This window comes from Prolixibacter bellariivorans ATCC BAA-1284, assembly GCF_000621705.1.
Classification (GTDB): Bacteria; Bacteroidota; Bacteroidia; order Bacteroidales; family Prolixibacteraceae; genus Prolixibacter; species Prolixibacter bellariivorans.
In genome coordinates this window covers 195,078-217,594 of record NZ_JHXO01000012.1, presented here as the reverse complement: position 1 = coordinate 217,594, position 22,517 = coordinate 195,078, and the positions used below count along the sequence as shown (strand labels likewise).

Genomic DNA, 22,517 nt, shown 5'->3' with positions numbered 1-22,517 from the left:
TCAGATTATTGCCACGTTATTTTTACTTCTTCGGTTGAGCAAGATGTCTTTTAACCGGTTGCGCGCCCGCAGAAACTGCGAACGGCTGGTGGCATTTTTGATATCCAAAATCTCACTCACTTCTTCATGATCATATCCTTCGAACAGGATGAGCGAAAGTACTACCCGGTAACCATCAGAAAGCTCACTCATTGCCTGTTTTATTTCATCAACGGTAATACCTTCCGTCATTTCCGGTTCGTTGTCAGTGTCTGGTAGCCGGTTTTCATTGGGCGAAAGTTCTTTGAATTCCATCTTTCTTTTTTTCAGGTAATCGATGGAATGATTGATGACAATTCGTTTCAACCAGGCTCCAAAACTTACTTCGCCTTCGTAAGTGTCCAGTTTTCTGAACGCTTTAAGAAAAGCTTCCTGCATTACATCTTCCGCATCTTCAGTTGTGCCGACAATTCGCAAACTGGTTGTATACATTGCTTTGTAATACAGTTTGTAAATCTCGAACTGAGCTTTGGTATCGTTAAGCAGGCAGCGGTCAATCAGATGCTGATGAATATTTATCGCTTTCCTTTTCAATTTGTTTTATACTTCTGTTTGAATGACGAGACGATTTCATTTGTGTTGCATGGTGGAAACATAAAATTCATATTTTGAAACAGGCTATGCAAGAAATACCGCGAATATAACAGTAGAATTGGCTATTTTTGTTTTAAATAAACTAACTAATGAAAGATTACGATCATCGGATGCATACGGCCGAGCATATTTTAAATCAGACGATGATGCGTATGTTTGGTTGTAACCGGGCCTTTTCCAGTCATATCGAGCGAAAAAAATCGAAATGTGATTATCGGTTTAACCGCCCGCTGAACAGTGATGAGGAAAAGGATCTTGAATCGCGGGTCAATGAAGTTATTGGCTGGAATTTGGCTGTAGGTCACGAAATGGTTACTTACGATGTGGCGGCAGAGCGATACAATCTGGATCGGTTGCCTGAAGAAGCCATTGATGAGGAGCATCTGCGTATTGTGCATGTTGGTGAATATGATGCCTGTCCCTGTATTGGCGAGCATGTTAACCAAACCAAAGAAGTCGGGGAGTTTCATTTGATTTCTACCTCTTTTTGCGATGGTGTGCTTCGGGTTCGGTTTAAACTTAGTTAAGGAATGTATTCGTTTTCAGGTTATACCTTCTTTATAGATAATAAGTTGGTTGTATTTGTTGATAATATTTTTCATTAAATTCAGAAATGGGGTTCAAATTTTCTAAATTTGGTTCAGACCCTTAATAAATATTGAGAAGAAACCATTTTACGTTGTTTTTGCAACTAACCGTGATAAAAATGAGAAGACATTTTACTCTGCTTGGATTATTTCGTGCCACGATGATGCTTTTATTGATTTCTGTATCAGTTGGTGCAGCTGCCCAGGAACAGGACAGTACACAGGCAAAACCAGAAAAGTATCACATCAGTCAACCCTGGTTTTTTTACATTAACGGAGGAGCCACTAATTATTTCAAGGCGATAAATAATGAATTGGATCCATACTTCAATGCCTATTTTAACGAAATTACTCCGTTTGTGGGTGCCGGTATTCATCGAAAAATAAACGATGTGTTTTCGATTGAGACCGAATATGAGTTCGGTTTTGCCCGGGCAATTGGTAACGATTATTCCTATTACCATGATATCAACCTGAACGGATTGATTAATTTCACCAATTTACAGGCAAACGATGTTTCGCAAAAGCGATATGCCTTTTACGGGAAAGTCGGTGGAGGTGTAAATATATTTGAACCGTCGCCTAATATTGTTAAGCCAAAAGATAACTACAAAATTTCCTATCAGGTAGGATTGCTTTTCGATTATAATCTGACACATCATTTGGGATTCCGTTTGGGAGCATCGTGGCGTGGTCTTGATTCTCAATATTACGAAGGAGGAAACGACAGAGACTACAAGTGGCTGAGAAATCCGAATTACCTGGTTGGTGAGGTTGGACTGGTTTATAAATTTGGAAAGAGAAGAGGGGAGAAGAAGGCCGAAGACATGCTTGATTTGGATAAAAAATTCGGTTTGAAGGAAGTTCCCCTTACGGTGAATACAGAAAATAAACTCTTACCCGGGCATGAGTACCATTTGGATATCAAAATTCAGAAAGGTGATCTGAGTACGCCGGGAATGTTGGATATTCCACTTCCTAAGGGCGTTTACGCGTGGAATGATTCAACGAAGAGTTATGATAAGACGGATATCCATGTAGATTACCCGCAATTGCCCAAAGGTTCGACCATGATGTTGAGCTATAAGATTCTTCCGCTGAAAGATTATGCAGGAGCGCAACAAATTGATGGGCAGTTTGGTTTTTACCGTACCGGCAGCGACAATGTGAAAGCAAGCGGTCATTTGTATAAGGACGCAGTATATCGTTTTACTGTTCAGGTTGGCGCGTTTGCTCAGTATCACTATACTGTTGAAGAGCTGGCAAGAATACTTCATCTGACAGAGCCAATCAAGAGCGAAGAGCAGGACGGTTACCTGAAATTTACGTTAGGAACTTTCGATACTTATCCGGAGGCCGAAGCGTTCAAAAAACGTATCAGGAGAGATACGAAGATAAAAGATGCTTTTGTGGTTGGTTACAAAAATGGTATGCGCTTACGTTCCATTTCCGGCGAGTTCCATGGGGTATACGATGAATAGTTATTGCATCCGAATGGGGCGTTAAGCAGTGAAATACTTTCCCCGAAAAACGGGTAATTCTTCCCGTGGGGGCTCTGAACCGATAATTATGAGATCTATAAGATTAAAAGAGGCCGTCTCGTTTGGGACAGCCTCTTTTTTCTTGAATCATTACTTGTTTTTTAGGGAGTATATACCTTACCGTGGAAAAGTTCAGACAGTATTGAAAGAAAGTCTTGACCTTTTTTCAAAAAGTCCGGACTTTTTCGAAAAACATCAAGATCTTTTAGAAAAAATGTCTAAATGTTTTGTTTAAAATGTCTTGACGTTTTTAAATTATGTCTTGGTATTTTAAAATAAAGTCTTGACAAAAATTATTTATCTCTTGATATTTTGTTGACCCAACGAATGCTAAAAAAAAAAAGTCTGTCCACTTGCTTTTTGGGACAGACTCTTTCTTGAATATTTGCCTTTTTATTCAATAAAACAGTCTCTATATTATCGTATAACGATTTTACGTGTTACAATCTTGTTCGAGAAGAAAATCTTCACAAAATATACGCCTTTAGGCGAGTTGGTAAAGTCATATTCATGAATACCCTGATCGATTTGACCTGAGTATAATTGCTGACCTGCCATGTTGGTAAATTGCATATCCATCATACCTTCTGCCGGAGCAATTACCTTAATGGAGAAAGCGCCGTTATTAGGGTTTGGGAAAACAATAACATCTGAGAAGTCAGAGGTACCTAAATCACCCGCCGTAAATTTGCCAAAATTACTAGTCGCAAAGGTAAAGCTATGGGTTACCGGATTGAGGTTGCCATCGAAGCGCGGCCACATCTGCCCGTTGTTTTCAAAGAAGCGCATGGCATAAATCTGCGATGAGTCACCAAAAACCTCTTCCGGCGCATAATGAAATGTCAGGTTGGCTTTCGGATTATCGACGTCGCTTACCTGCACATCCCAGTATTTTTCAAGGTAATTCTGCGGGCTTGTATTAGCATCCAGTTTTTCCGGTTTAACCGAAAGCATAACTATGCTATTACTGTAAAAGGTACCCGATTGCCAGGCAACATCGACGGGAGAATAGTGAGCACCTTTGGCAGTACTTCCTACAGGTAACGTTATATCTTCTTGTTGGGGCATGCTTTTAATCAATCTTCCTGTACCTGAAGTGATAATCATGGATTGATCTCCCGGTGTGCCGGAAGTAAAAGCATTTGAATACAGAACTAAATCCTGGTCACCGACATCGAGATATCCCTGCTGAAAGTTCAGGTCGTTGATAATTCGAACGTTAGTTTGCAGCAGCGTCGTTCCTGTTCCGTTAAGCTCCAGGTTGTATACCAGAAACGGAGAGGAGAAATTACTGCTGATAACCTGGGTTCCCGAGCCTGTTAAAATCAGGTACCCTTCGGATATGCGGAACAGATTGTCGGAATGATTAATGATGTCACCTGAAACACTAAGATTCCCGTTTAATTTAATTTTAGGAGCAATATTATTGGACGGTTCACTGAGCATGGAACCCTGAATGTTTACGTCAGCTCCTTTGGTAATCACAATCTGTGCACCGCTGTTATGAAAAACAGCTTGCTGTGCATCTGCTTGTGTTTTACACAGGAGTACAAAGGCTAAAAGGAGTGGTATGTATATGAGTCGATTCATTACTTTGCTTACTGAATAACGAATTTCCGGATTGCGTAAAATTGGTATAGGCTTGACTTCAACTGACCAGCAGTGATAGCCGTTCCGGTTGAACCATCGAATGCTACTGCTTTTGATGCATCAACTTCTGTTGAAGTCCAGTAATACGCTGACTGGATAAATCCTGCAGGCAGCTGGGCCTGTGCGGCATACAGCAAAGCCATTTCCTCCTGTGAAGGCAGATACCAATCAGTTTTTAGTTCGTACGTATAACTTTCACAGAATGGAGCAGCATAGGTGGTATTACTTGCCAGAGCCGTATTGATAAGTGATGTATTGGATGCTCCGTCAGTGCTGGTTGCACCAATCATCTGGTCAGTCGGTCCCCATTCAAGGCCGTTAAATACTTGTTCTGCTACGACGTAAACCTCATTGGTCGAATTATTGATATAGAAGATAATACCACCTTCCAGTTTATTTCCAACTTTGATTTCGGCAGGTCTGCCAGTATAGGTCATCCAGTGAGAACCGTTGTAATAGAGCGGTTGATGCAGTGAAGTACAGTAAACCATCAAACCTTCAGCGGGTGAGGCTATCGCGTCAATCTGCGCCAGCGTCATCCGTGGAGGAAGAAAACCCTGCGTGGTGGAATTAACTTCCATAATGGCCGATGCCTCCGGTTGAGTTGTCGCTCCAACGGTTACTTTACCATCTGTAGATATTTTGTTAAAGCCACTAACGGACTTATCACTTCCGGCAACAATTGCCTTATTTGCTTCTACCGTACCGGCAGCTCCAAAATCACTACTGGAAACCGTATTGTTCTCCAATGTTTGTACGCGAGTATCCAAACTGGAAATATTCGACTGATTGGTTTGAGCCGTTGTGGTAACTGCTGTTACAGCCTGATCAAGCAGTACATCGGCATTATTCAGGTCGGTTGCACTAGTGATTACGTTGGTTCCGGTATTAGCGGTATAACTTCCGTCAGTTCCTAATCCGGCTCCAGCCTGAGTATTATCCAGCTCAGCTTGAATGTTTGTAGCCTGTTGTTGTACGTTGGCTACATCTTGGGTTAGTTGCGTAACATCCTGATTGTTGGTTTGTACATCTGCCATTACCGAACTTATAGCCTGATCCAGCAGATTATCAGCGTTGTTCAAGCTTGTAGCAGTTCCAATATAGGTGGCTCCACTGTTAGCCGAATAGGTCCCGTCGGCATTTAAACCGGCTCCGGCTTCAACCGCGTCTATTTCGGTTTGTGTGGATGTATTAGAAGTAAGATTGTTGACTTGCGTTTGCAGGTTTGAAATGTCAGAAGTATTTGTTGAAATATCGGACGTGTTTGTGGCAATCGCATTTGTATTGTTTGTAACCCGTGTGTTTAAGTTGACAAGGGCAGCGCTGTTTGTTGCGGTAGAATTGGTAACCGTAGTCAATTGATTATCCAACAGTGAATCTGCTTCATTCAGTGAAGTTGCTGTCGAAATATAGGTAGCAGTAGGATGATTCAGATAAGCACCATCGGTTTCGTTTAATCCGGCTCCCTGTCGGGTAGCGTAGATGTTGGTTAGATAATTTGCCGGCGTATTAGGTAATTGAGCGATTTGGTCGAGAAATAATTGCAAGCCATTTATGCTCTTATCCAGGATGGAGTCGGCACTTTCGTATGATGTAGCATTACTAATATAATAAGCTGATGCTTGCGGAACATATTCGGTCGATGAAACACTTTTCCAATCACTTCCATCCCAGTAGTGCAATCCAATATTTGGATATGATGCAGAAGCGGTTTTATTCCAGACCAGCAATCCAACCGGCTTAGTGCCAACAACAGGATCATCAGGAGCAACCAGGTCTACACGGGGGATAAGCAGACCTTTGGTGTTTGAATATATGTCCAAAACCGCAGTCGAGTCCGGGCTATGGGGTTCATCACTTACTGAAACATTTTGAGCCACAGTGATACCGGGGGTGAAAAATAAAAGCAACCCGAACAACAACAAGTAAGTTACTTTCTCAGAATTTAGGATTTTCATGCTTCCGTATTTGTGAATTGGGTTAGTCAAACTGTACAATTTCTCGAATTTTGAGCTTGCTAACATAACATTTTTTTGGTAATACTGAATTACCCTTTGCCTTTAATAACGCACGATAATGGCAAAATATTATGTAATTATGATAGAAAATAGCGAATTGTAAAGTTTATCGGGTTAGCAAGAGGTATCAATGTCCTTGTCTCAGATGTCATATCATCAGTTATTTCGGGCTTTGCAACAAAAATTGAAGCAGCAAAAGGGATAAATATTGTGAGTGTAAAATCTTTTTCCGGAGATGTTTTCTACTTTTACAGGAATTCGGTCAGATGCTACAGGTTTTATGCGGAAATGATGAGTAGTGGAGGAGGATGAATCGATTGGAAACGCCAAAAAAATGTTGCGATAATGTCTAATTTGAAAATATATAAAGCTTCGGCCGGTTCGGGAAAAACGTTTCAGATTACCCGGGAATATCTGAAACTGATTTTTCAGGAACCAACGGCTTACCGACATATTTTGGCTGTCACCTTTACCAATAAGGCAACAGCCGAAATGAAGGGAAGGATACTTAGTGAACTTTATTTGTTGGCCAGTGGTCAGCCTTCACAGCATTTGGATACATTAATGTCTGTTTCTGGTATACCGGAAGAGGCGCTTCGGAAACTCGCCAATAAGATATTGAAATCTGTATTGCACGATTATTCCCGTTTTTCAGTCAGTACCATCGATAGTTTCTTTCAACGGGTTGTCCGGGCTTTTACGCGTGAAATCCGGTTACATGCTTCATTTCGTACCGAGCTGGATCATCGGGCTATTTTGGAGGAAGCCGTCGAAAGGCTTTTTCTTGGTATTGATGATAATGAATTGCTCAGAGAATGGTTTTTGGATTTTGCAGAGCAGACTTTGCAGGTAGGACAGAATTGGAACTTTAAGCAGCATATACTGGAAAGGGGAAGCGAAATCTTCGGCGAAGCTTTCCGGACATTCGATGAGGAATTGATTGCACGCATGGAGGACAAGGAGTTCCTGGCTGATTATGGCAAGAAATTAAAAATGATTGCCGAGGAATTCGATGAGCGGATGGCTGATATTGGGCGAAAAGCGATTGCTTTGATGACCAGCCATGGATTAAGCCCGGAGTCTTTTAAATACGGCAAGACTTCATTTGCTTCCTATTTCCCAAAATTGACGGAAGGAAAATATGAGCCCAGTGCGCGGGTATTAAAAGCCGTTGACAATCTTGACGATTGGTCGACCAAAACGACAGATCCTGCAGTGAAGAATGCTATTGCTTCGGCCTATGACGAAGGATTAAATAGTCTGCTCAACGAGGCATTGCAATATTACAACGAAGAATCACCAAGGGTTGAGTCAGCGAAGGCTGTTCTTCCCAATCTTTATACGCTGGGAGTTTTAACTGACTTGGCTTCCAAAGTCAAGGAAATATCTCTGGAAAAGAACATTCTTATCCTGAGTGACACGGCGCAGTTGCTGAATAAAGTGATAGCCGGCAGCGATACGCCGTTCGTTTACGAAAAGATGGGCTCCGTTTATCAACATTTCATGCTCGATGAGTTCCAGGATACATCGCGAATGCAATGGCATAACCTGAATCCATTGGTGGAAAACTCACTGGCGGAAGGTGGACAAAATATGGTGGTAGGTGACGTGAAGCAATCGATTTACCGTTGGCGTAACGGCGATTGGAATCTACTGGCCAATCAACTGGAGAATGATTTTCAGCATTACGGCCTCGACAAAGTAACGCTTGATACCAACTGGCGAAGCTCAAAGAACGTCATCGACTTCAATAACATTATCTTCCGGCAGGCTTCCGAATTTTTGCAGGATGACGTGAATGCTCAACTGGAATCTACCGGCGACACGATTAAAAACAAAGGAGATTTCGAAAATCTGATAGCCAAAGCGTATGCCGATCATTTTCAGAAGTGCGCTAAAAGTGAAAGTGAAAATGGATACGTGCGCATAGAGCTGATGGAAAATGAAGGAAGCAAAGACGACTTCCGGCAAATGGCCATCAATAAAACCATCTCGAATATCGAGAAAATGCAGGAGCTGGGTTATGAACCGGGCGACATCGCGATTCTCGTGCGGAATAAGCGGGAAGGCGCGGAAATTGCCAAGGCATTGCTTGAAAAGAAATTGGCAACTCCTGATTCAGCTTTTAGTTACGAGGTTATTTCGAACGACTCATTGTTTGTGGGCAATGCCGCAACGGTGAAGTTCATCCTGAACTACTTTCATATTTTGGCCGGCCCGAAGAATAAAATCAGGGAAGCTGAAATGATTCACGAGTTTTTCTTTTATCTGCTTCCTTCCATGCCGCAACAAGAGCAGGTATTATTAAAGAATAACGGTAAACAGCAGCTGGATTTATTTGGAACTTCGAAAATGGATCAGGACGAAGCAGCTGACTGGTATTTTGATTATATGAATAACATGCCGGCGCTGTTTAATCCTTGGCTGGGAGACGAAGAAAGCGTTGCCCTGAAAAATGAACTAAGAGGATTGCCGTTGTACAATCTGGCTGAACGGTTGATTCGAGAATTCCGTTTGAATAGTATTTCCGGAGAATGGCCCTATCTGCAGGCATTTTTAGATATTCTACTGGATTATACGCGTACGGAGTCAGCCGATATCAACTCGTTTGTCGATTGGTGGGAGAGTACCGGTTTTAGTAAAACCATCAGTGTGGCAGAGGAACAAAACGCTATCCGCGTTCTGACCATTCATAAATCGAAGGGATTGGAATTTCCGGTTGTCTTTATTCCATTCTGTGACTGGCCGGTTTATCCTGATCCGAAACATGCGCCGCATTTGTGGTGTAAGCCCGATAGCGAACCGTTGAGCGAACTTGCACTGGTTCCTGTGAAGTATAAAAAGAATCTGACGAATTCGTTATTTGCTGATGAATACTTTACCGAGTTGTTGTACAGTGCTGTCGACAACCTCAATTTGTTGTATGTGGCGTTTACCCGTGCCAAAAATGCGTTGGTTGTGTATGGTGCATACAATCCGAAACTGACTAAGGGAGTTGGAAACTCGATGTCAGGTTTGCTTCAACGCATATTTGAAAATCCGCCATTGCTCGATTCGGAGGACCGGCAACATTACATCGACATTACGGACTATTGGAATATGGAAGAGAAAGCCTTTGAGTTGGGCGCTCTTCAACCTTCAGGAAATGTGAAAACAGCCACTGATTCGTTTGCACTTACTAATTTTCAATTTGGCGGGAAAGGCGATAGTTTGAAAATCCGGTTACATAGCCAGAATTACTTCGAGATTACGCCCAGTGACAAATTAGAGAAAGTGAACTATGGACAGTTAATGCATGAGTTATTCGAGAACATCATCACTACTCATGACATCGACAGGGCATTGAATCGCATGTTGTTTGAAGGAAAAATCGAAAAAACAGCAATGGAGAATCTTCGAAATGAGATTGCCGGAAAACTGGAAGAAGACATCATTCATTCATGGTTCGATGGTAGTTGGAAGGTTCTCGCCGAACGAGATATCCTTCGGGGAAAAGAACGGACTCATCGTCCCGACAGGGTAATGATGAAGGACGATCAGCTGGTGGTAGTTGACTACAAAACCGGAAGTGAAAATGAAAAAAACCGGAAGCAAGTCGCCGGTTACTTAACCGATATTAGGAAAATGGGATATGCTCATGCGAAAGGGTATGTATGGTATATTCAGGAAAATAAACTGGTTGAGGTTGATTAGGTATTTTATTAGAATAAAGGAAGCGTTTAAATAAAACATTTTACATACACATGAAAAAGATTATCAATCCTTACGCAAAAGATACCTCCGGCGAATACCATTGTTTTGGTTGCTCTCCCAGCAATCCAATTGGTTTGAATATGCATTTTCATGAAGTGGAGGAAGGTGAAGTAATTTCGAAATGGATTCCAGAAAAGAAATATGAGGGATACCTGAATGTTTTGCATGGCGGAATTCAGGCAACGATGCTGGATGAAATCGCCAGTTGGGTGGTTTATACACAATGCGGAACGGCGGGTGTTACCGCATCCATGGAGGTGAAATATCAGCAGCCGGTACTGATTGATAAGGGAGAAATCACGCTAAAAGCGAAGTTGGTTGATCAGAATCGGAGGTTAGCCACCATTCATGCACAAATTATCAATCACGAAGGAAAAGTGGCCAGCGAAGGTAATATCCGGTATTTCCTGTTCCCGGTTGAAAAAGCAAAGAAATCGATGAATTATCCCGGGAAGGAAGCTTTCTTCGAGGAGAAGTAGTTGTATTTAATGAATTTTAGGAAAACTTTTATCGGGTTAACACCTTTATCGATCATCTTTGTAGGAAAGAGAGGAAAAAATTTTTTCATACAATTTTGGTCAGGCTTGGTTAAAAGAGGAAAGGGAATTGCAGAAGCAGTTCCCTTATTTTATGTTTCTGTTTCATAAACGTACTTCCTGAAAATATTCTTGCCCGCCTTTTCTTTTTCGTTGCCGGTGTTCATTACCTTTGTGACTAGGTTATTACCAAAAAATGGTGTAATTATAACGAAGAAAAAATAGCGTTGTGAAAAAGGGGATTTTACTTGTCATTTCGATGATCACGCTGGCAGGCTGTCATCAGGAGAACCGATTGCTCTATAAAGCAGAAAATTATAAGGTATATGCCAATCGGGTAGTGCAGGGAAAGTATAAGGCAAAAGTTATTTCTCCTACTCAAATGGTCTCTGATTATCAAAGTCCGGCCAATGACAATTTTCCCAATTTCATTGAATTCAAGTTTGCCGTAAACGGAAAAGACAACGAGCTGCCTGTGGGGGTAAACCATACTTTTTTGCTGAATCCTGACAAAAATAAGTTGATAAGCTTACCAACGATTGAATTTGGGAAAAAAGGCAAGGACGAAACACAATCAAATCCGACGGGCAGTCTACCTGCTAATACCAAAATGGAAATCAGTCTCGATGCCCGTGCCCTGATGAAAGACTTTAAAGAAAAAGGATTTCATCAGTTTTCTAATGGAAGTCGTATTTATAAAGATGATTTCAAAGGGATATTCATTGCCGGAAATCTATCTCCATTGAGCTGGGATTTTGATAACCTGGCTACACGCAAACAATTTCAATTAACCGATCCGGATGGTGATGGTATTTACACCACCACGGTAGTATTGAATCCATACGAACCAGGCAATTTTACGGCAAAAAAGTGGAGCCTGAAAAATGATATTTCGGGTTATCCCCAATTGCACTCCGATATTCCACTGGTCGATGCCATGTACAATATGTCACTTGACGAGACGGTACAAGATATTGAGTCAGACGGAACTTTCCGTACGGGTGAGTCATGGCCGGGAGTTTGGACCCGTGATGTAAGTTACAGCATTATCCTCGCCTATGCATATCTCGAGCCGGAGGTGGCCAAAACGAGCCTGATGCGTAAGGTGAAAAACGGTCGGATTATTCAGGATACCGGAACGGGAGGGGCTTGGCCGGTTTCGTCTGACCGGAGTATTTGGGCAACAGCTGCCTGGGAAATATACAAGGTTACAGGCGATCAGGAATGGCTGAAAAAGATTTATCCCATTATTAAAAACAGCGTTGACGACGACATCAAAACTTTGCTGAATAACCAGAATCACTTGATGATGGGGGAATCTTCGTTTCTCGATTGGCGCAAGCAGACATATCCTGCCTGGATGAACGGTGTAGATATATCTCAGTCGCGTTGTTTGGGCACCAATGCCGTTCATTTTCATTCGTTGATGATTCTTTCCCAAATGGCTAAAATGATGGAAGATACGACCAATCGGTATGTGCAATTGGCTGATTCGATCAAAGCGGATATGAACAGTAAATTGTGGGTCAAAGAGAAAGGATATTATGGGCAATATCTTTACGGAAGAAACAATTTTTCGCTTTCTACAAGAAGTGAGGCACTGGGAGAAGCCTTATCGGTTTTGTTTGGAGTAGCTGATACAGCCCGCGTACGATCCATCCTGGAAAAAACACCTGTTGTCGATTATGGAATTCCCACAATTTATCCGCAAATACCCGAAATTCCTCCGTACCATAACAACAGTATCTGGCCGTTTGTGCAAGCCTATTGGAATTGGGCTAATGCCCGGCATGGAAATATGGCTGGCCTGGAACAGGGTTTGGCCGCTTTATATCGGCCGGCAGCTTTGTTCCTTACCAACAAGGAAAATATGGTAGCCGGAAATGGTGATTTCAGGGATACACAGGTCAATTCGAACCGGCAACTTTGGAGTATTGCAGGAAATCTGGCGATGGTTTACCGGGTCTTCCTGGGGATGGATTTTCATGTGGACGGAATAGAGTTTGCCCCTGTTGTTCCTAAAGCCTACCGGGGAAGTTTTGAGGTAACTAGTTTTCATTACAGGAAAATGAATTTCTCCATAAAGGTCAAAGGCTATGGCGATGAAATCAGCCATTTTTTCATCGATGGGAAAGAGACTAAGGATTCCTTCCTGCCGGGGAATTTAAGTGGAAAACATAAGATCGTCATCGAAATGAATAACCGGGTTCGACATAGGGGAAGCATTAATCGGGTGGCTAATCGTTTTTCGCCAGCAGCACCAATGCAGGTAAAACTGAAGGGCGATCACCTTACCTGGCGGCCGGTTAAAGGAGCTGATAGCTATACCGTTTACCGGAATGGAAAGTTCTTCCAGATGGTCAGTGACACTGCTGTGCGCATTCTGTTGACAACTCGTTTGGCAGAATATCAGGTAGAAACGCGTGGAAAGGCCGATAATTCATTTTTGAGTCAGCCGGTGGATGTTATATCGCCAAAGCGAGTTATCGAAGTAGAAGCTGAACAGGTGGCCCAAAAATCATCACTTGATTACCATGGCTACAGTGGAAGTGGTTTTGTTGAACTAACCAAAAATAAAAACCGGAAACTTGTTTTTCACTTCACCGTAAACCACACCGGAAAATACACTATCGATTTCAGGTATTCCAACGGTTCCGGACCGGATAACACGGATAATAAATGCGCTATTCGAACAGTAAACGTGGATAATCAATTTGCCGGAGTAGCTGTTTTTGCGCAACGAGGAAAAGATGAATGGTCGAATTGGGGCTGGAGTAATCCCATTCAGGTGGAGTTGAAGGCCGGTAAAAATGCATTGACGCTTTCGCTGGAAGATTTCAACCAAAATATGAATGGTGATATCAATACGGCTATGCTCGATTATATGCGTGTGCGTCCTCTTTAAGCGAGACAAGAATATCTAAAATCATTAACTAAAATTAAATCATAATCAATGAAGAAGTTGTCGCTATTACTGGTGTTGCTGGCATTTCAGGTTGCCGCATTTGCTCAGCAAGGCACTGTAGTGGAGAGCCTTTCGATGAAAAGCGATCTCCTGAACCGTGATGTAAAATATTCCATTTACCTGCCGCCGGGCTATGATGATTCACAGCGGGATTATCCGGTTCTTTATCTTTTGCACGGATATTCCGATGACGACACTGGCTGGATCCAGTTTGGCGAGGTAAACCGGATAGCAGACGAAGCCATTGACAGCGGAGCGTGTTCGCCGATGATCATCGTTATGCCGGATGCCAAAGTAACGTGGTATTGCAACGACTATCAGGGAAAAGACCCGTACGAGGATATGTTCATCAAAGAGTTTATCCCGTTTATCGAATCGCAGTATCGCATTCGCTCGAAGAAAGAGTTTCGCGCGGTTGCCGGATTATCGATGGGCGGATATGGTGCACTGATGTATGCGATGAAGTATAACGACTTATTTTCTTCGTGTGTCGCATTTTCTTCAGGAACCTTCACCGATAAGGAGATTGTGAATATGCCGGATAAGAACTACACCATGTTTTTTGGCGATATCTTCGGAAAGAATCTGGAAGGTCAGGCTCGCATCAGTAAAAACTGGATTGCCCATAGTCCGCTGCATCTGGCTAAAGACATTCCGGCTGAGAAACTTCGTTCGGTACGGTATTATATTGATTGTGGCGATGACGATTTCCTGTATAAAGGAAATTCAGCACTGCACGTATTGTTGCGCGATTTAAAAATTCCGCACGAATACCGTGTTCGTGATGGCTCGCATAGCTGGACATACTGGCGTACCGGATTACCTGCCGGACTGAAATTCATTAGTGAGTCTTTCCATCGATAGAGAAAAATTTTAACATGATATAGCCGCTGATTAGTTGTAATAACTTCAGCGGCTTTTTTTGCTTTGTTGTCAGGCGTTTAATTTCTGTTAATTATTATTAAATTTGAAAAGATTGGACTGCCCATCTTCCATAAATTCTTACCGCTCAGCAGGTAACCATTTGATAGAGAGCAGGATTAAATATTAGAGCAATGAAGGTGAACCTATTAACGGGAATGTTGATGTTCCTCTTCCTGATATTGGGAGGAGAAAAGCTTTATGCCGACGGCGATGCAAAAACAAATTTACCCGAGCTGACGGATAAGTCGACATTGACGGACCGGGATAAGATTGATATGTTATTGAATTCGTGCTTTGAAAATATTTATTCCGATCCCCAAACTGTCCGTCTTCAACTTCCCGGAATTTTGAGTTACGCCACCCGTGTGGGATATGAAAAAGGGATTGCCGATGCCAATGGGTATTATGGTGTTTTATACCAGCAGGATGGAGAATTAAGTCAGGCAATGTCATTTTATCAGAAGGCATTGGTCATTTATGAAAAGATAGGTGATGAGCGCGGGGCAGCGCATGCGCATAATAACGTTGGAAGTATTTATCACCGGCGTGGAAAATATGTAAAAGCGCTGGAAAATTACCAGGTCGCCCTGAATTACTATGATTCCAATCACATCATTCACCCGCTGATCACAACACTGACGAATATTGCCAGTGCCTATATTACAATTGGCCTGATCGATGAGGCGAAGGAATATAACCAGCGAGCATTGAATTTGGCTGAAAAAAATGGCTTTAAAGGCAAATTAGCTACCAGTCTGGTCAATATGGGAGTTATATCATCGAATCGACACAAGCTGGTTGAAGCCAAACAATATTACACGAGGGCACTCAATGTATATAAAGAACTGGATAATCAGCGAGGAATTGCCAACTGCTTGCTGAATATTGGGGTCATTTTGCAGAAACAGGGCGACATGCCCCTGGCTTTTGAACATGCACTGCAGGCTATGTCATTGTATAAGGAGATGAATGATCACAATCGAATCTCACAGTGTGTGAATAATATTGGCGTAATCCTCGATAAGTTGGGTTCCTATGATAAAGCCATCAGTTATTATACAGCAGCTCTCAAGATTATAGGTGACATGGGCGTGAATAACGAGGTGGCCCGTATCTATAATAATCTTTCGAAGGCTTATGCAGGTTTGGAGAACTACAAAGAAGCGCTTTATTATCATGAAAAATATAAGTCGTACAGCGACTCGGTTCTCAGTTTGGCCAAATCGCAACAAATTGCCGAATTGCAGACAAAATATGAGACACAGAAGAAAGAGCAGCTGATTGAACTGCAACAGGCAAAGCTTGAAAGGCAAAAGCTTTTAGGAAATACATTGTTGGGGCTAACCATATCCATTCTTCTCGTTGCCGGATTGATTATTTACGCTTATGTGCAGAAGCGACTGGATAACGAGAAAATTACACAGCAGAATGTAGAGATTGCCCGGCAAAATGAAATGCTCGGGATGCAGAAAAATATTCTCGAGGAACTAAACCAGACGAAAGACAAACTTTTCTCGGTTATCGGGCACGACCTTCGTGGTCCGATTGCCAATATGCGTTCCATCTTCGATATGGTTTTGGAAGATGAATTCACCGATAGGAAAGAACTCTTCGATGTGATGAAGGTGCTGAGGGACAAAACCTGTGATACCCATAATTTACTGGAGAATCTGTTGTATTGGTCTCGTTCGCAACAAGGCAGAATTACACCCAATCAAGGTGTAGTTGACTTAACCGAATTGGTTGAAGAATCGCTGGACCTGATTAAAGCGGATGCGAAAGTGAAGGGCATCGATTTGGAAATCAATATGGGAGAAGCCGTACTTTCCTATTGCGATGCGGACATGATTAACCTGGTTTTGCGAAACTTGCTTAGTAATGCCATTAAATTTACGCCTTCCGGCGGACGCATTCTGCTGAAGATTGAACAGAGTGACAAGCATATTAAAGTGTCAGTCAGAGACACTGGTATCGGCGTTCCGAAGGAAAATCTTCCCAAGTTATTTGATAAGAGCACTTATTTCACCACATACGGAACAAATAAAGAAAAGGGATCTGGCCTGGGATTGAATCTCTGCCGCGAATTCGTGGAGGCCAACAACGGAAGCATTGCGGTTGATAGTCAGTTAGGAAAGGGTTCGGAATTTTATTTTACCCTACCATTGGCTGGTTCTCGTAAGTTAGCCGATAGACAGCTTTCCGACGTTTGATTTTTCTGATATTAAAGGCTGGTGTGTAGGATGAATGTAATGATGACCGGTACCAATATCGTTAAAACAATTCCGCTAAAAAGCGAGATAATAGCATAATCTTTTCCGGAATAACGGGTGATAATGGGCAGGGTTGTATCCATGGCTGTGGCACCTCCACTCATAATACCGGCCAGTTTTCCAAAATACTTGACAAACAAAGGAGTCAGCAAAAGCGTGGCAACTTCTCGGATAATGTTCGACAACAAGGCCATTACGCCAAGCGTTTCTCCGTGCATTTGTGTAATAAAGATGCTGGAAAGGCTGTAATAACCATAACCGGCTCCAACGGCCATTGCTTCTCTGATAGTTAAATTCGGAAGGAACAGGGAAACAATGGTAACGCCAATGGCTGTACCGACCATTACTCCCAATGGTACCAAAAAGATTTTCACATTGATGGTCCGGATAACTTTCCAGGATTTTCGGTCGGCTCCGATGCCGATTCCTACCAAAAACATCAGAATGTACAGTGCATACATGCTGAAGTCCGTCTCGCGCAAAAAATCGGGAAGAGTGTCCGTAACACCCAGAATAAGTCCCAACGCAAAGAATGAAAGAATGATAATGCTGCCTTTCATGGTTTAGTTGTTATTCAGGTGAAAAAATGCACGATAGATAATCCATCCCATCGCAATGCTTCCGGCCAGCGCACCGATGGTTAAAAGCAAAGCTTGTAAACCAATCGAATCGAGGCTTTGGATAACCATTTTGTTGGTTCCCACACCTACTCCGAGCAAAAACAACAACACATAGATGGCCCATGAGATGAGCTTGTCATTGATTTTCATTACCAGCGGAAATTTCCCCAGCCACCATCCGGCAAGAATGCCGGCCACCATCAGTAGTAAAACGGTAATCATTTGTTCGCTTTTCAATTTCGATCGGAGGCAAAGATAACACAATTACAGGCTTCTGGTAGGAGAGGGTTCTTAGTGGAGACTTAAAAGGAAAATTAATTATCGGATAGGCTGATTCCTCAAAATTTATTTTGGTTTTCTACCGGAACGCGAACTTTTTAAATTGACTCTTGTTATCCTGATATCCACGATTAAATTAAGCGTTGTTGATTTATTTTTTGATGATTGAAAGTACAAGAAGTCATTAAAATGATGTGTACGATTTAACCATGGTGTTCCTGTTCTATAAAGATAGGAAACCATGGTTTTTTTATTCCCTGATTTTGAAGCGTTCCATCCTGCGGGTAAAACCCTTTATTTTCGACCTGTTTTCATTCCTTTTTTTGTAACTTTTGCTTTCCGAATGATTGTAGAAAAAACTCTATGCTGTTCAGTTGAAACCACATTAAAATAAGGAAGATGAAGCTGATTTTTACGTTGATTTTTAGTCTGGCAACTTTGATTGCCTATGGGCAGGAGAAACGACCGGGTATATTTTACGGAGATGCACAATATGGTACCGATCACTATATTCTGGATTTAAGCTGGGAAGGATTACGCAATTTCCCTGTTCAGGCACTTTCGCCTACTATTCGTGTATTAATTCTTGATCACAATAATTTGACGGAAATTCCGAATAATATTACAGCGATGAAAAACTTGCGAACTTTATCGTTGAGGGATAATGATCTACAATCAGTTAACAAGGTACTTGACCTGTGTGATAACCTGGAAGAGTTGTATTTGAGCGATAATCCGAATTTGACCGAATTACCTTACACGCTTTCCAACTGTAAAAAGTTGAAATTAATTGATGTCAGCAACACCGGAATTCATCAGCCGCCAGCCTGGTTGAGGGGAATGAAACAACTTTATTATTTCAAATACACCAAAATTGTGAGCGGGGACAAAAAGAAGTAGCTGTTTGATACCGTAAACTATTAAACACCAAAATAGCTAACCTATGAAATGGATTCTGACTATCCTGATTTGGTGCAGCGTAACCGTTACTGGCTTCGGTCAGGCTGTCGCCCTGAATCAAATTAATCCTTCGTTGCTGGATAAACCATGGAGCGCCCATTGGATAAGTCATCCGACAGCTTCCCCAACAGAATATGGTGTATTCCATTTCCGGAAAAGTTTTGAATTAGCTGATGTTCCTGAGAAATTCATCGTGCATATTTCAGGTGACAACCGGTATCGTTTTTTTGTCAACGGAAAACCGATTTGTGAAGGGCCATCAAGGGGAGATATTGAACACTGGCATTTTGACTCGGTCGATATTGCTCCCTATCTCAGGAAAGGAAGGAATGTGCTGGCAGCCGAAGTCTGGAATTTCGGATTGAAGCGGCCGGTTGCGCAGTTTTCGTTAATGACAGGATTCATCCTGCAGGGAAACTCCTCGAAAGAGGAAATCGTGAATACCGATTCATCGTGGAAAGTCATACAGGATCAGGCATACAGCCCGGGAGAAGATCCGGGTAATTTGCTTCATACCTATATTGTGGTCGGTCCAACAGATGTGGTTGATGGTTCTAAATATCCCTGGGGATGGGAAACAGATGGCTACGATGATTCCAGCTGGAAACAAGCCATTGAAGTTCATTCCGGCCAACCCAGAGGGATCGGAACAGAAACCTCCTGGACGTTGACTCCGCGGCAAATTCCTTTCATGGAGAAGAAGTTAGAAAGGATGAAATCTGTCCGGAGAAGTGAAGGAATTAATATAACCGATAATTGGCTTCAGGGAAAAGCTCCGTTAACTATTCCGGCCAACCGGAAGGTTTCCATTTTGATTGACAATGGTGTTTTGACGACTGCTTATCCCGAATTGTACGTCGCGAAAGGAAAAGGCGCTACCGTAAAAATCAGCTATGCGGAAGCACTTTTTGATGCAAACGGACAAAAAGGAAACCGGGATGTGATTGATGGAAAGAAGCTTTTGGGCTATACCGATGTTTTTCTGCCGGACGGTGGAACGAATCGCTTGTTCCGGCCTTTGTGGTTCCGGACGTACCGTTACATCCGAATCGATATTCAAACAGCTGATGAGCCGCTAACCATCAACGACTTTTATGGAATGTTTACGGCCTATCCGTTGGTGGAGAAAGCAACGTTCATATCCAGTGATTCAAGTCTGAAGCAAATTTGGAACGTAGGTTGGCGAACAGCCCGTTTGTGTGCTAATGAAACGTATTTCGATTGTCCGTACTACGAACAGTTGCAGTATGTGGGCGATACGCGTATACAGGCGTTGATTTCGCTTTACGTGTCGGGCGATGATCGTTTGGTACGCAAAGCAATTAAGTTGTTTAATGATTCCCGTTTTTCGGAAGGATTGACCAGAAGTCGTTACCCGTCTTATTTGCCACAGATTATTCCTCCTTACTCGCTATTTTGGGTGGATATGGTGAATGATTACAGGATGCTGCGTGATGATCCGGAGTTTGTTCGAAGTAATCTTTGGGGAATCGAGAATGTGATGCATTGGTTTGAACAACGCATTGATCGGAAAACGGGTTTGTTGGGAAAAGTGGAATACTGGAATTTTGTTGACTGGGCCAAAGAATGGGTTTGGAGTAGCGAGACGCAAATGGGAGGTGTCCCGGCTGGCGGATTTCAGGGACAAAGTGCGATGCTGACGTTGCAGTTTGCCTATAGTGCACAGCACGCCGCTGAAATATTCAAACAATTTAACGATACTTGTCTTGCTCAAAAATATCAGATGTTGGCCGATAACCTGGTAAAGGCTGTTAAGGAAAATTGCTGGGACGAATCGAAAGGATACTTTTCGGATACTCCGGAAAAGAAGGAGTTCAGCATGCACACCAATATATTCGCTGTATTGACGGACGCGGTGGATAAGCACAATGCGAAGGATTTTGTTCGGAGAATGATGAACGACACTTCGCTGATTCAGCCAACAATGTATTTCCGGTTTTATCTTACCCAAGCCATGAAAAAGGTCGGTTTGGCTGATGAATACCTGAATACTCTTGGCCTTTGGCGGGATATGTTGACGAAAGGATTGACCACGTTTGCAGAGAAGCCCGATCCGACACGCTCTGATTGCCATGCCTGGAGCGCAAGCCCTGATTATGATTTGTTGGCGACAGTTGCCGGTATTGAGCCATCTTCGCCCGGCTTTAAAACGGTGAAGATAGAACCGGCGCTTGGTCCGTTGCAATTTATCAAAGGCCAGTTCCCTCATCCGGAAGGAATGATTGAATTTGACTTGAAGCGTAAAGGGAAGGATGGAATTACGGGACGAATAACCTTGCCGGCAAATCTTACCGGCGTTTTCCGTTGGAACGGAAAAGAAGTTCCCTTACATTCCGGAAGTCAGGAAATAGAATTGTAGGAACTAGCTGGCTAAAAGGTATAATAAATGGCCAGATTCACGGCATCAACGCGTGGATTGTAGCCCGAATATTCGTAGATAATTTCACCATCGAGACCCAACCAATGTCGATTAATCCGGACAAGATCGACGTGAACTCCGCCACTGAATCCGGGGCGGAGTTTAGTTGATTCTTCCAGGTAGTCATCGGTTCGTTCCATCAGGTCATTTTCGTTAGTCGAATGAAATCGGGAGAACAACACTTCGGTGAGAATACCTGCCTGTAAATGCAATCGGGAAAGTTTTTCCGGTAGGGGAGTGACGACCAAGTTGACGCGAGGGACTAAACGAAAGTCTTTAATATCGAACGTGGAACGCCAGTATTCGGTATCGTTTTTCCAGGCCGAATGGCGGTAAGCCAGCCAAACTCCGGGTGAAATTCCAATGACCGTATTTAGTTGCCAGTTGTAATCGGCCATCAGGAGTGGGCCTCGCCGGTCGATGCTGTGCTCGAACAATATACCGGCGCCTACCCTGAATTTATTCTGCTTGTCAGAAGTAGTTTGTGCCGTTATTGGATGAAGTGATAATAGCAAAATGATGATTGTTAGGCCAATGGTTGGTTTTTGGTTGTTCATATAAAGTAGTTATGCCGGAAAACAGACGGCTATTCGATTTTTAAAAATAACGAATTCGATGAAATTACAACCTAAGCAAACAAAACAAGGCCCTGATCGTTATAAATCTTGCCAGGAACAAACGAACCAACGGATTCTCTCAAACGCAAAATGCAGATGATTAATTGAGATTATGGTGTCTTCATAAGTCAATTGTAATTAAACTATAAACACATGAAAAAACTATTTCTTTTGTCAGCATTATTCATTGCTGGACTGGCCATGTCGGCTAATGCACAAGTTGTAAAAGACAACGCTATTGGGTTGCGATTCGGAGGTGGAAACGGTTTTGGCACCGAAGTCTCCTATCAGCATGGATTGTCGGACTTGAATCGGCTGGAATTTGATTTGGGTCTGGTTTCGCACAGCGACTATACGGCCTGGGGACTGACTGGAATTTATCAATGGGTTTGGCCGTTGGGCGAAGGATTCAACTGGTATGTTGGACCGGGTGCTAAGATTGGTTCATGGGATTACAAAAGCAGTTATACCGGAAGCAGTAGCAGTGGTCTTTATCTGGCTGCAGCCGGCGATATCGGTATTGAGTATTCGTGGCCCTTTGGTTTGCAGCTTGGTTTAGATATGCGACCAGAATTGGGCCTGTTAAACCATGGTGATAGTTTTGACTTTAATCTTGGCCTTGGAATACGTTACCAGTTTTAATGGAATAGATTAATATTTTAATCAAAATAAAAGAGATGCAATTTCAAACTGCATCTCTTTTTTTATCTCTTTGGCTATGGTT

Annotated in this window: 16 protein-coding genes; 10 read left to right on the top strand and 6 right to left on the bottom strand. The window is 42.6% G+C overall.

Annotated features, from left to right (window positions below; genetic code table 11):
- Window positions 1–573 carry an RNA polymerase sigma factor gene (locus T426_RS24150; protein ID WP_025864957.1) on the bottom strand — a complete coding sequence of 191 codons (573 nt, stop codon included), beginning with the start codon at window positions 571–573 and terminating at the stop codon, window positions 1–3.
- A 149-nt stretch (window positions 574–722) separates the two neighbouring features.
- Between T426_RS24150 and T426_RS0117335 the strand changes: the two genes are divergently transcribed.
- Together T426_RS0117335 and T426_RS0117330 are read left to right on the top strand one after the other, a co-directional pair.
- Entirely contained in the window at window positions 723–1,160 is a 438-nt protein-coding gene (locus tag T426_RS0117335; protein ID WP_025864956.1) for an alanyl-tRNA editing protein, read from the top strand.
- 179 nt (window positions 1,161–1,339) lie between these two features.
- Window positions 1,340–2,701: an SPOR domain-containing protein gene (locus T426_RS0117330; RefSeq protein ID WP_027586031.1), complete on the top strand. Its 1,362-nt coding sequence runs from the start codon at window positions 1,340–1,342 to the stop codon at window positions 2,699–2,701.
- Window positions 2,702–3,178: 477 nt separating this feature from the next.
- On the opposite strand, the gene T426_RS0117320 is transcribed toward T426_RS0117330, so the two are convergent.
- Together T426_RS0117320 and T426_RS0117315 are read right to left on the bottom strand one after the other, a co-directional pair.
- Window positions 3,179–4,351, bottom strand: a complete 1,173-nt coding sequence (locus T426_RS0117320; RefSeq protein ID WP_025864954.1) for a T9SS type A sorting domain-containing protein — start codon at window positions 4,349–4,351, stop codon at window positions 3,179–3,181.
- Window positions 4,352–4,359: 8 nt separating this feature from the next.
- Window positions 4,360–6,369 (bottom strand): hypothetical protein, encoded by a 2,010-nt coding sequence (locus T426_RS0117315; protein ID WP_153637627.1) that lies wholly within the window; start codon window positions 6,367–6,369, stop codon window positions 4,360–4,362.
- A gap of 405 nt (window positions 6,370–6,774) precedes the next feature.
- Between T426_RS0117315 and T426_RS0117310 the strand changes: the two genes are divergently transcribed.
- The 5 genes from T426_RS0117310 (at window position 6,775) to T426_RS0117290 (ending at window position 16,817) form a co-directional block, all read left to right on the top strand.
- The gene (locus tag T426_RS0117310) at window positions 6,775–10,122 is read left to right on the top strand and encodes a UvrD-helicase domain-containing protein (RefSeq protein WP_036985488.1); all 3,348 of its coding nucleotides are present in this window, start codon (window positions 6,775–6,777) and stop codon (window positions 10,120–10,122) included.
- A 50-nt stretch (window positions 10,123–10,172) separates the two neighbouring features.
- Window positions 10,173–10,661 (top strand): PaaI family thioesterase, encoded by a 489-nt coding sequence (locus T426_RS0117305; protein ID WP_025864951.1) that lies wholly within the window; start codon window positions 10,173–10,175, stop codon window positions 10,659–10,661.
- A gap of 286 nt (window positions 10,662–10,947) precedes the next feature.
- Window positions 10,948–13,623, top strand: a complete 2,676-nt coding sequence (locus T426_RS0117300) for an alpha-L-rhamnosidase-related protein (protein WP_148303772.1) — start codon at window positions 10,948–10,950, stop codon at window positions 13,621–13,623.
- Window positions 13,624–13,671: 48 nt separating this feature from the next.
- Entirely contained in the window at window positions 13,672–14,547 is an 876-nt protein-coding gene (locus T426_RS0117295; protein WP_027586027.1) for an alpha/beta hydrolase, read from the top strand.
- Between the two features lie 191 nt (window positions 14,548–14,738).
- Window positions 14,739–16,817, top strand: a complete 2,079-nt coding sequence (locus tag T426_RS0117290; RefSeq protein ID WP_025864948.1) for a tetratricopeptide repeat-containing sensor histidine kinase — start codon at window positions 14,739–14,741, stop codon at window positions 16,815–16,817.
- Between the two features lie 11 nt (window positions 16,818–16,828).
- Here the strand turns inward: T426_RS0117290 and T426_RS0117285 are convergent, their stop codons facing one another.
- Together T426_RS0117285 and T426_RS0117280 are read right to left on the bottom strand one after the other, a co-directional pair.
- Window positions 16,829–17,437, bottom strand: a complete 609-nt coding sequence (locus T426_RS0117285) for a LysO family transporter (protein WP_025864947.1) — start codon at window positions 17,435–17,437, stop codon at window positions 16,829–16,831.
- A 3-nt stretch (window positions 17,438–17,440) separates the two neighbouring features.
- The gene (locus T426_RS0117280) at window positions 17,441–17,719 is read right to left on the bottom strand and encodes a LysO family transporter (protein ID WP_025864946.1); all 279 of its coding nucleotides are present in this window, start codon (window positions 17,717–17,719) and stop codon (window positions 17,441–17,443) included.
- Window positions 17,720–18,175: 456 nt separating this feature from the next.
- On the opposite strand from T426_RS0117280, the gene T426_RS0117270 reads away from it, so the two are divergent.
- Together T426_RS0117270 and T426_RS0117265 are read left to right on the top strand one after the other, a co-directional pair.
- A complete protein-coding gene (locus T426_RS0117270) occupies window positions 18,176–18,676 on the top strand; it encodes a leucine-rich repeat domain-containing protein (RefSeq protein WP_025864945.1) in 501 nt (166 codons plus the stop codon).
- Window positions 18,677–18,719: 43 nt separating this feature from the next.
- Complete coding sequence (locus T426_RS0117265; RefSeq protein ID WP_025864944.1) at window positions 18,720–21,116, top strand: alpha-L-rhamnosidase-related protein; 2,397 nt, start codon at window positions 18,720–18,722, stop codon at window positions 21,114–21,116.
- Window positions 21,117–21,127: 11 nt separating this feature from the next.
- On the opposite strand, the gene T426_RS0117260 is transcribed toward T426_RS0117265, so the two are convergent.
- Window positions 21,128–21,733, bottom strand: a complete 606-nt coding sequence (locus tag T426_RS0117260; protein WP_025864943.1) for a hypothetical protein — start codon at window positions 21,731–21,733, stop codon at window positions 21,128–21,130.
- A gap of 213 nt (window positions 21,734–21,946) precedes the next feature.
- Here T426_RS0117260 and T426_RS0117255 point away from each other — a divergent pair, with 213 nt between their 5' ends.
- Complete coding sequence (locus T426_RS0117255) at window positions 21,947–22,435, top strand: hypothetical protein (RefSeq protein WP_025864942.1); 489 nt, start codon at window positions 21,947–21,949, stop codon at window positions 22,433–22,435.
- Window positions 22,436–22,517: the final 82 nt, after the last annotated feature.

Excerpts from the sequence above, each read along its gene's own strand:
- T426_RS0117265 (WP_025864944.1), top strand. The coding sequence starts at position 18,720 with ATGAAATGGATTCTGACTATCCTGATTTGGTGCAGCGTAACCGTTACT.
- T426_RS0117305 (WP_025864951.1), top strand. The coding sequence starts at position 10,173 with ATGAAAAAGATTATCAATCCTTACGCAAAAGATACCTCCGGCGAATAC.
- T426_RS0117280 (WP_025864946.1), bottom strand. The coding sequence starts at position 17,719 with ATGATTACCGTTTTACTACTGATGGTGGCCGGCATTCTTGCCGGATGG.
- T426_RS0117310 (WP_036985488.1), top strand. The coding sequence starts at position 6,775 with ATGTCTAATTTGAAAATATATAAAGCTTCGGCCGGTTCGGGAAAAACG.
- T426_RS0117295 (WP_027586027.1), top strand. The coding sequence starts at position 13,672 with ATGAAGAAGTTGTCGCTATTACTGGTGTTGCTGGCATTTCAGGTTGCC.
- T426_RS0117285 (WP_025864947.1), bottom strand. The coding sequence starts at position 17,437 with ATGAAAGGCAGCATTATCATTCTTTCATTCTTTGCGTTGGGACTTATT.
- T426_RS0117290 (WP_025864948.1), top strand. The coding sequence starts at position 14,739 with ATGAAGGTGAACCTATTAACGGGAATGTTGATGTTCCTCTTCCTGATA.
- T426_RS0117270 (WP_025864945.1), top strand. The coding sequence starts at position 18,176 with ATGAAGCTGATTTTTACGTTGATTTTTAGTCTGGCAACTTTGATTGCC.
- T426_RS0117330 (WP_027586031.1), top strand. The coding sequence starts at position 1,340 with ATGAGAAGACATTTTACTCTGCTTGGATTATTTCGTGCCACGATGATG.
- T426_RS0117255 (WP_025864942.1), top strand. The coding sequence starts at position 21,947 with ATGAAAAAACTATTTCTTTTGTCAGCATTATTCATTGCTGGACTGGCC.
- T426_RS0117260 (WP_025864943.1), bottom strand. The coding sequence starts at position 21,733 with ATGAACAACCAAAAACCAACCATTGGCCTAACAATCATCATTTTGCTA.
- T426_RS0117335 (WP_025864956.1), top strand. The coding sequence starts at position 723 with ATGAAAGATTACGATCATCGGATGCATACGGCCGAGCATATTTTAAAT.
- T426_RS0117320 (WP_025864954.1), bottom strand. The coding sequence starts at position 4,351 with ATGAATCGACTCATATACATACCACTCCTTTTAGCCTTTGTACTCCTG.
- T426_RS0117315 (WP_153637627.1), bottom strand. The coding sequence starts at position 6,369 with ATGAAAATCCTAAATTCTGAGAAAGTAACTTACTTGTTGTTGTTCGGG.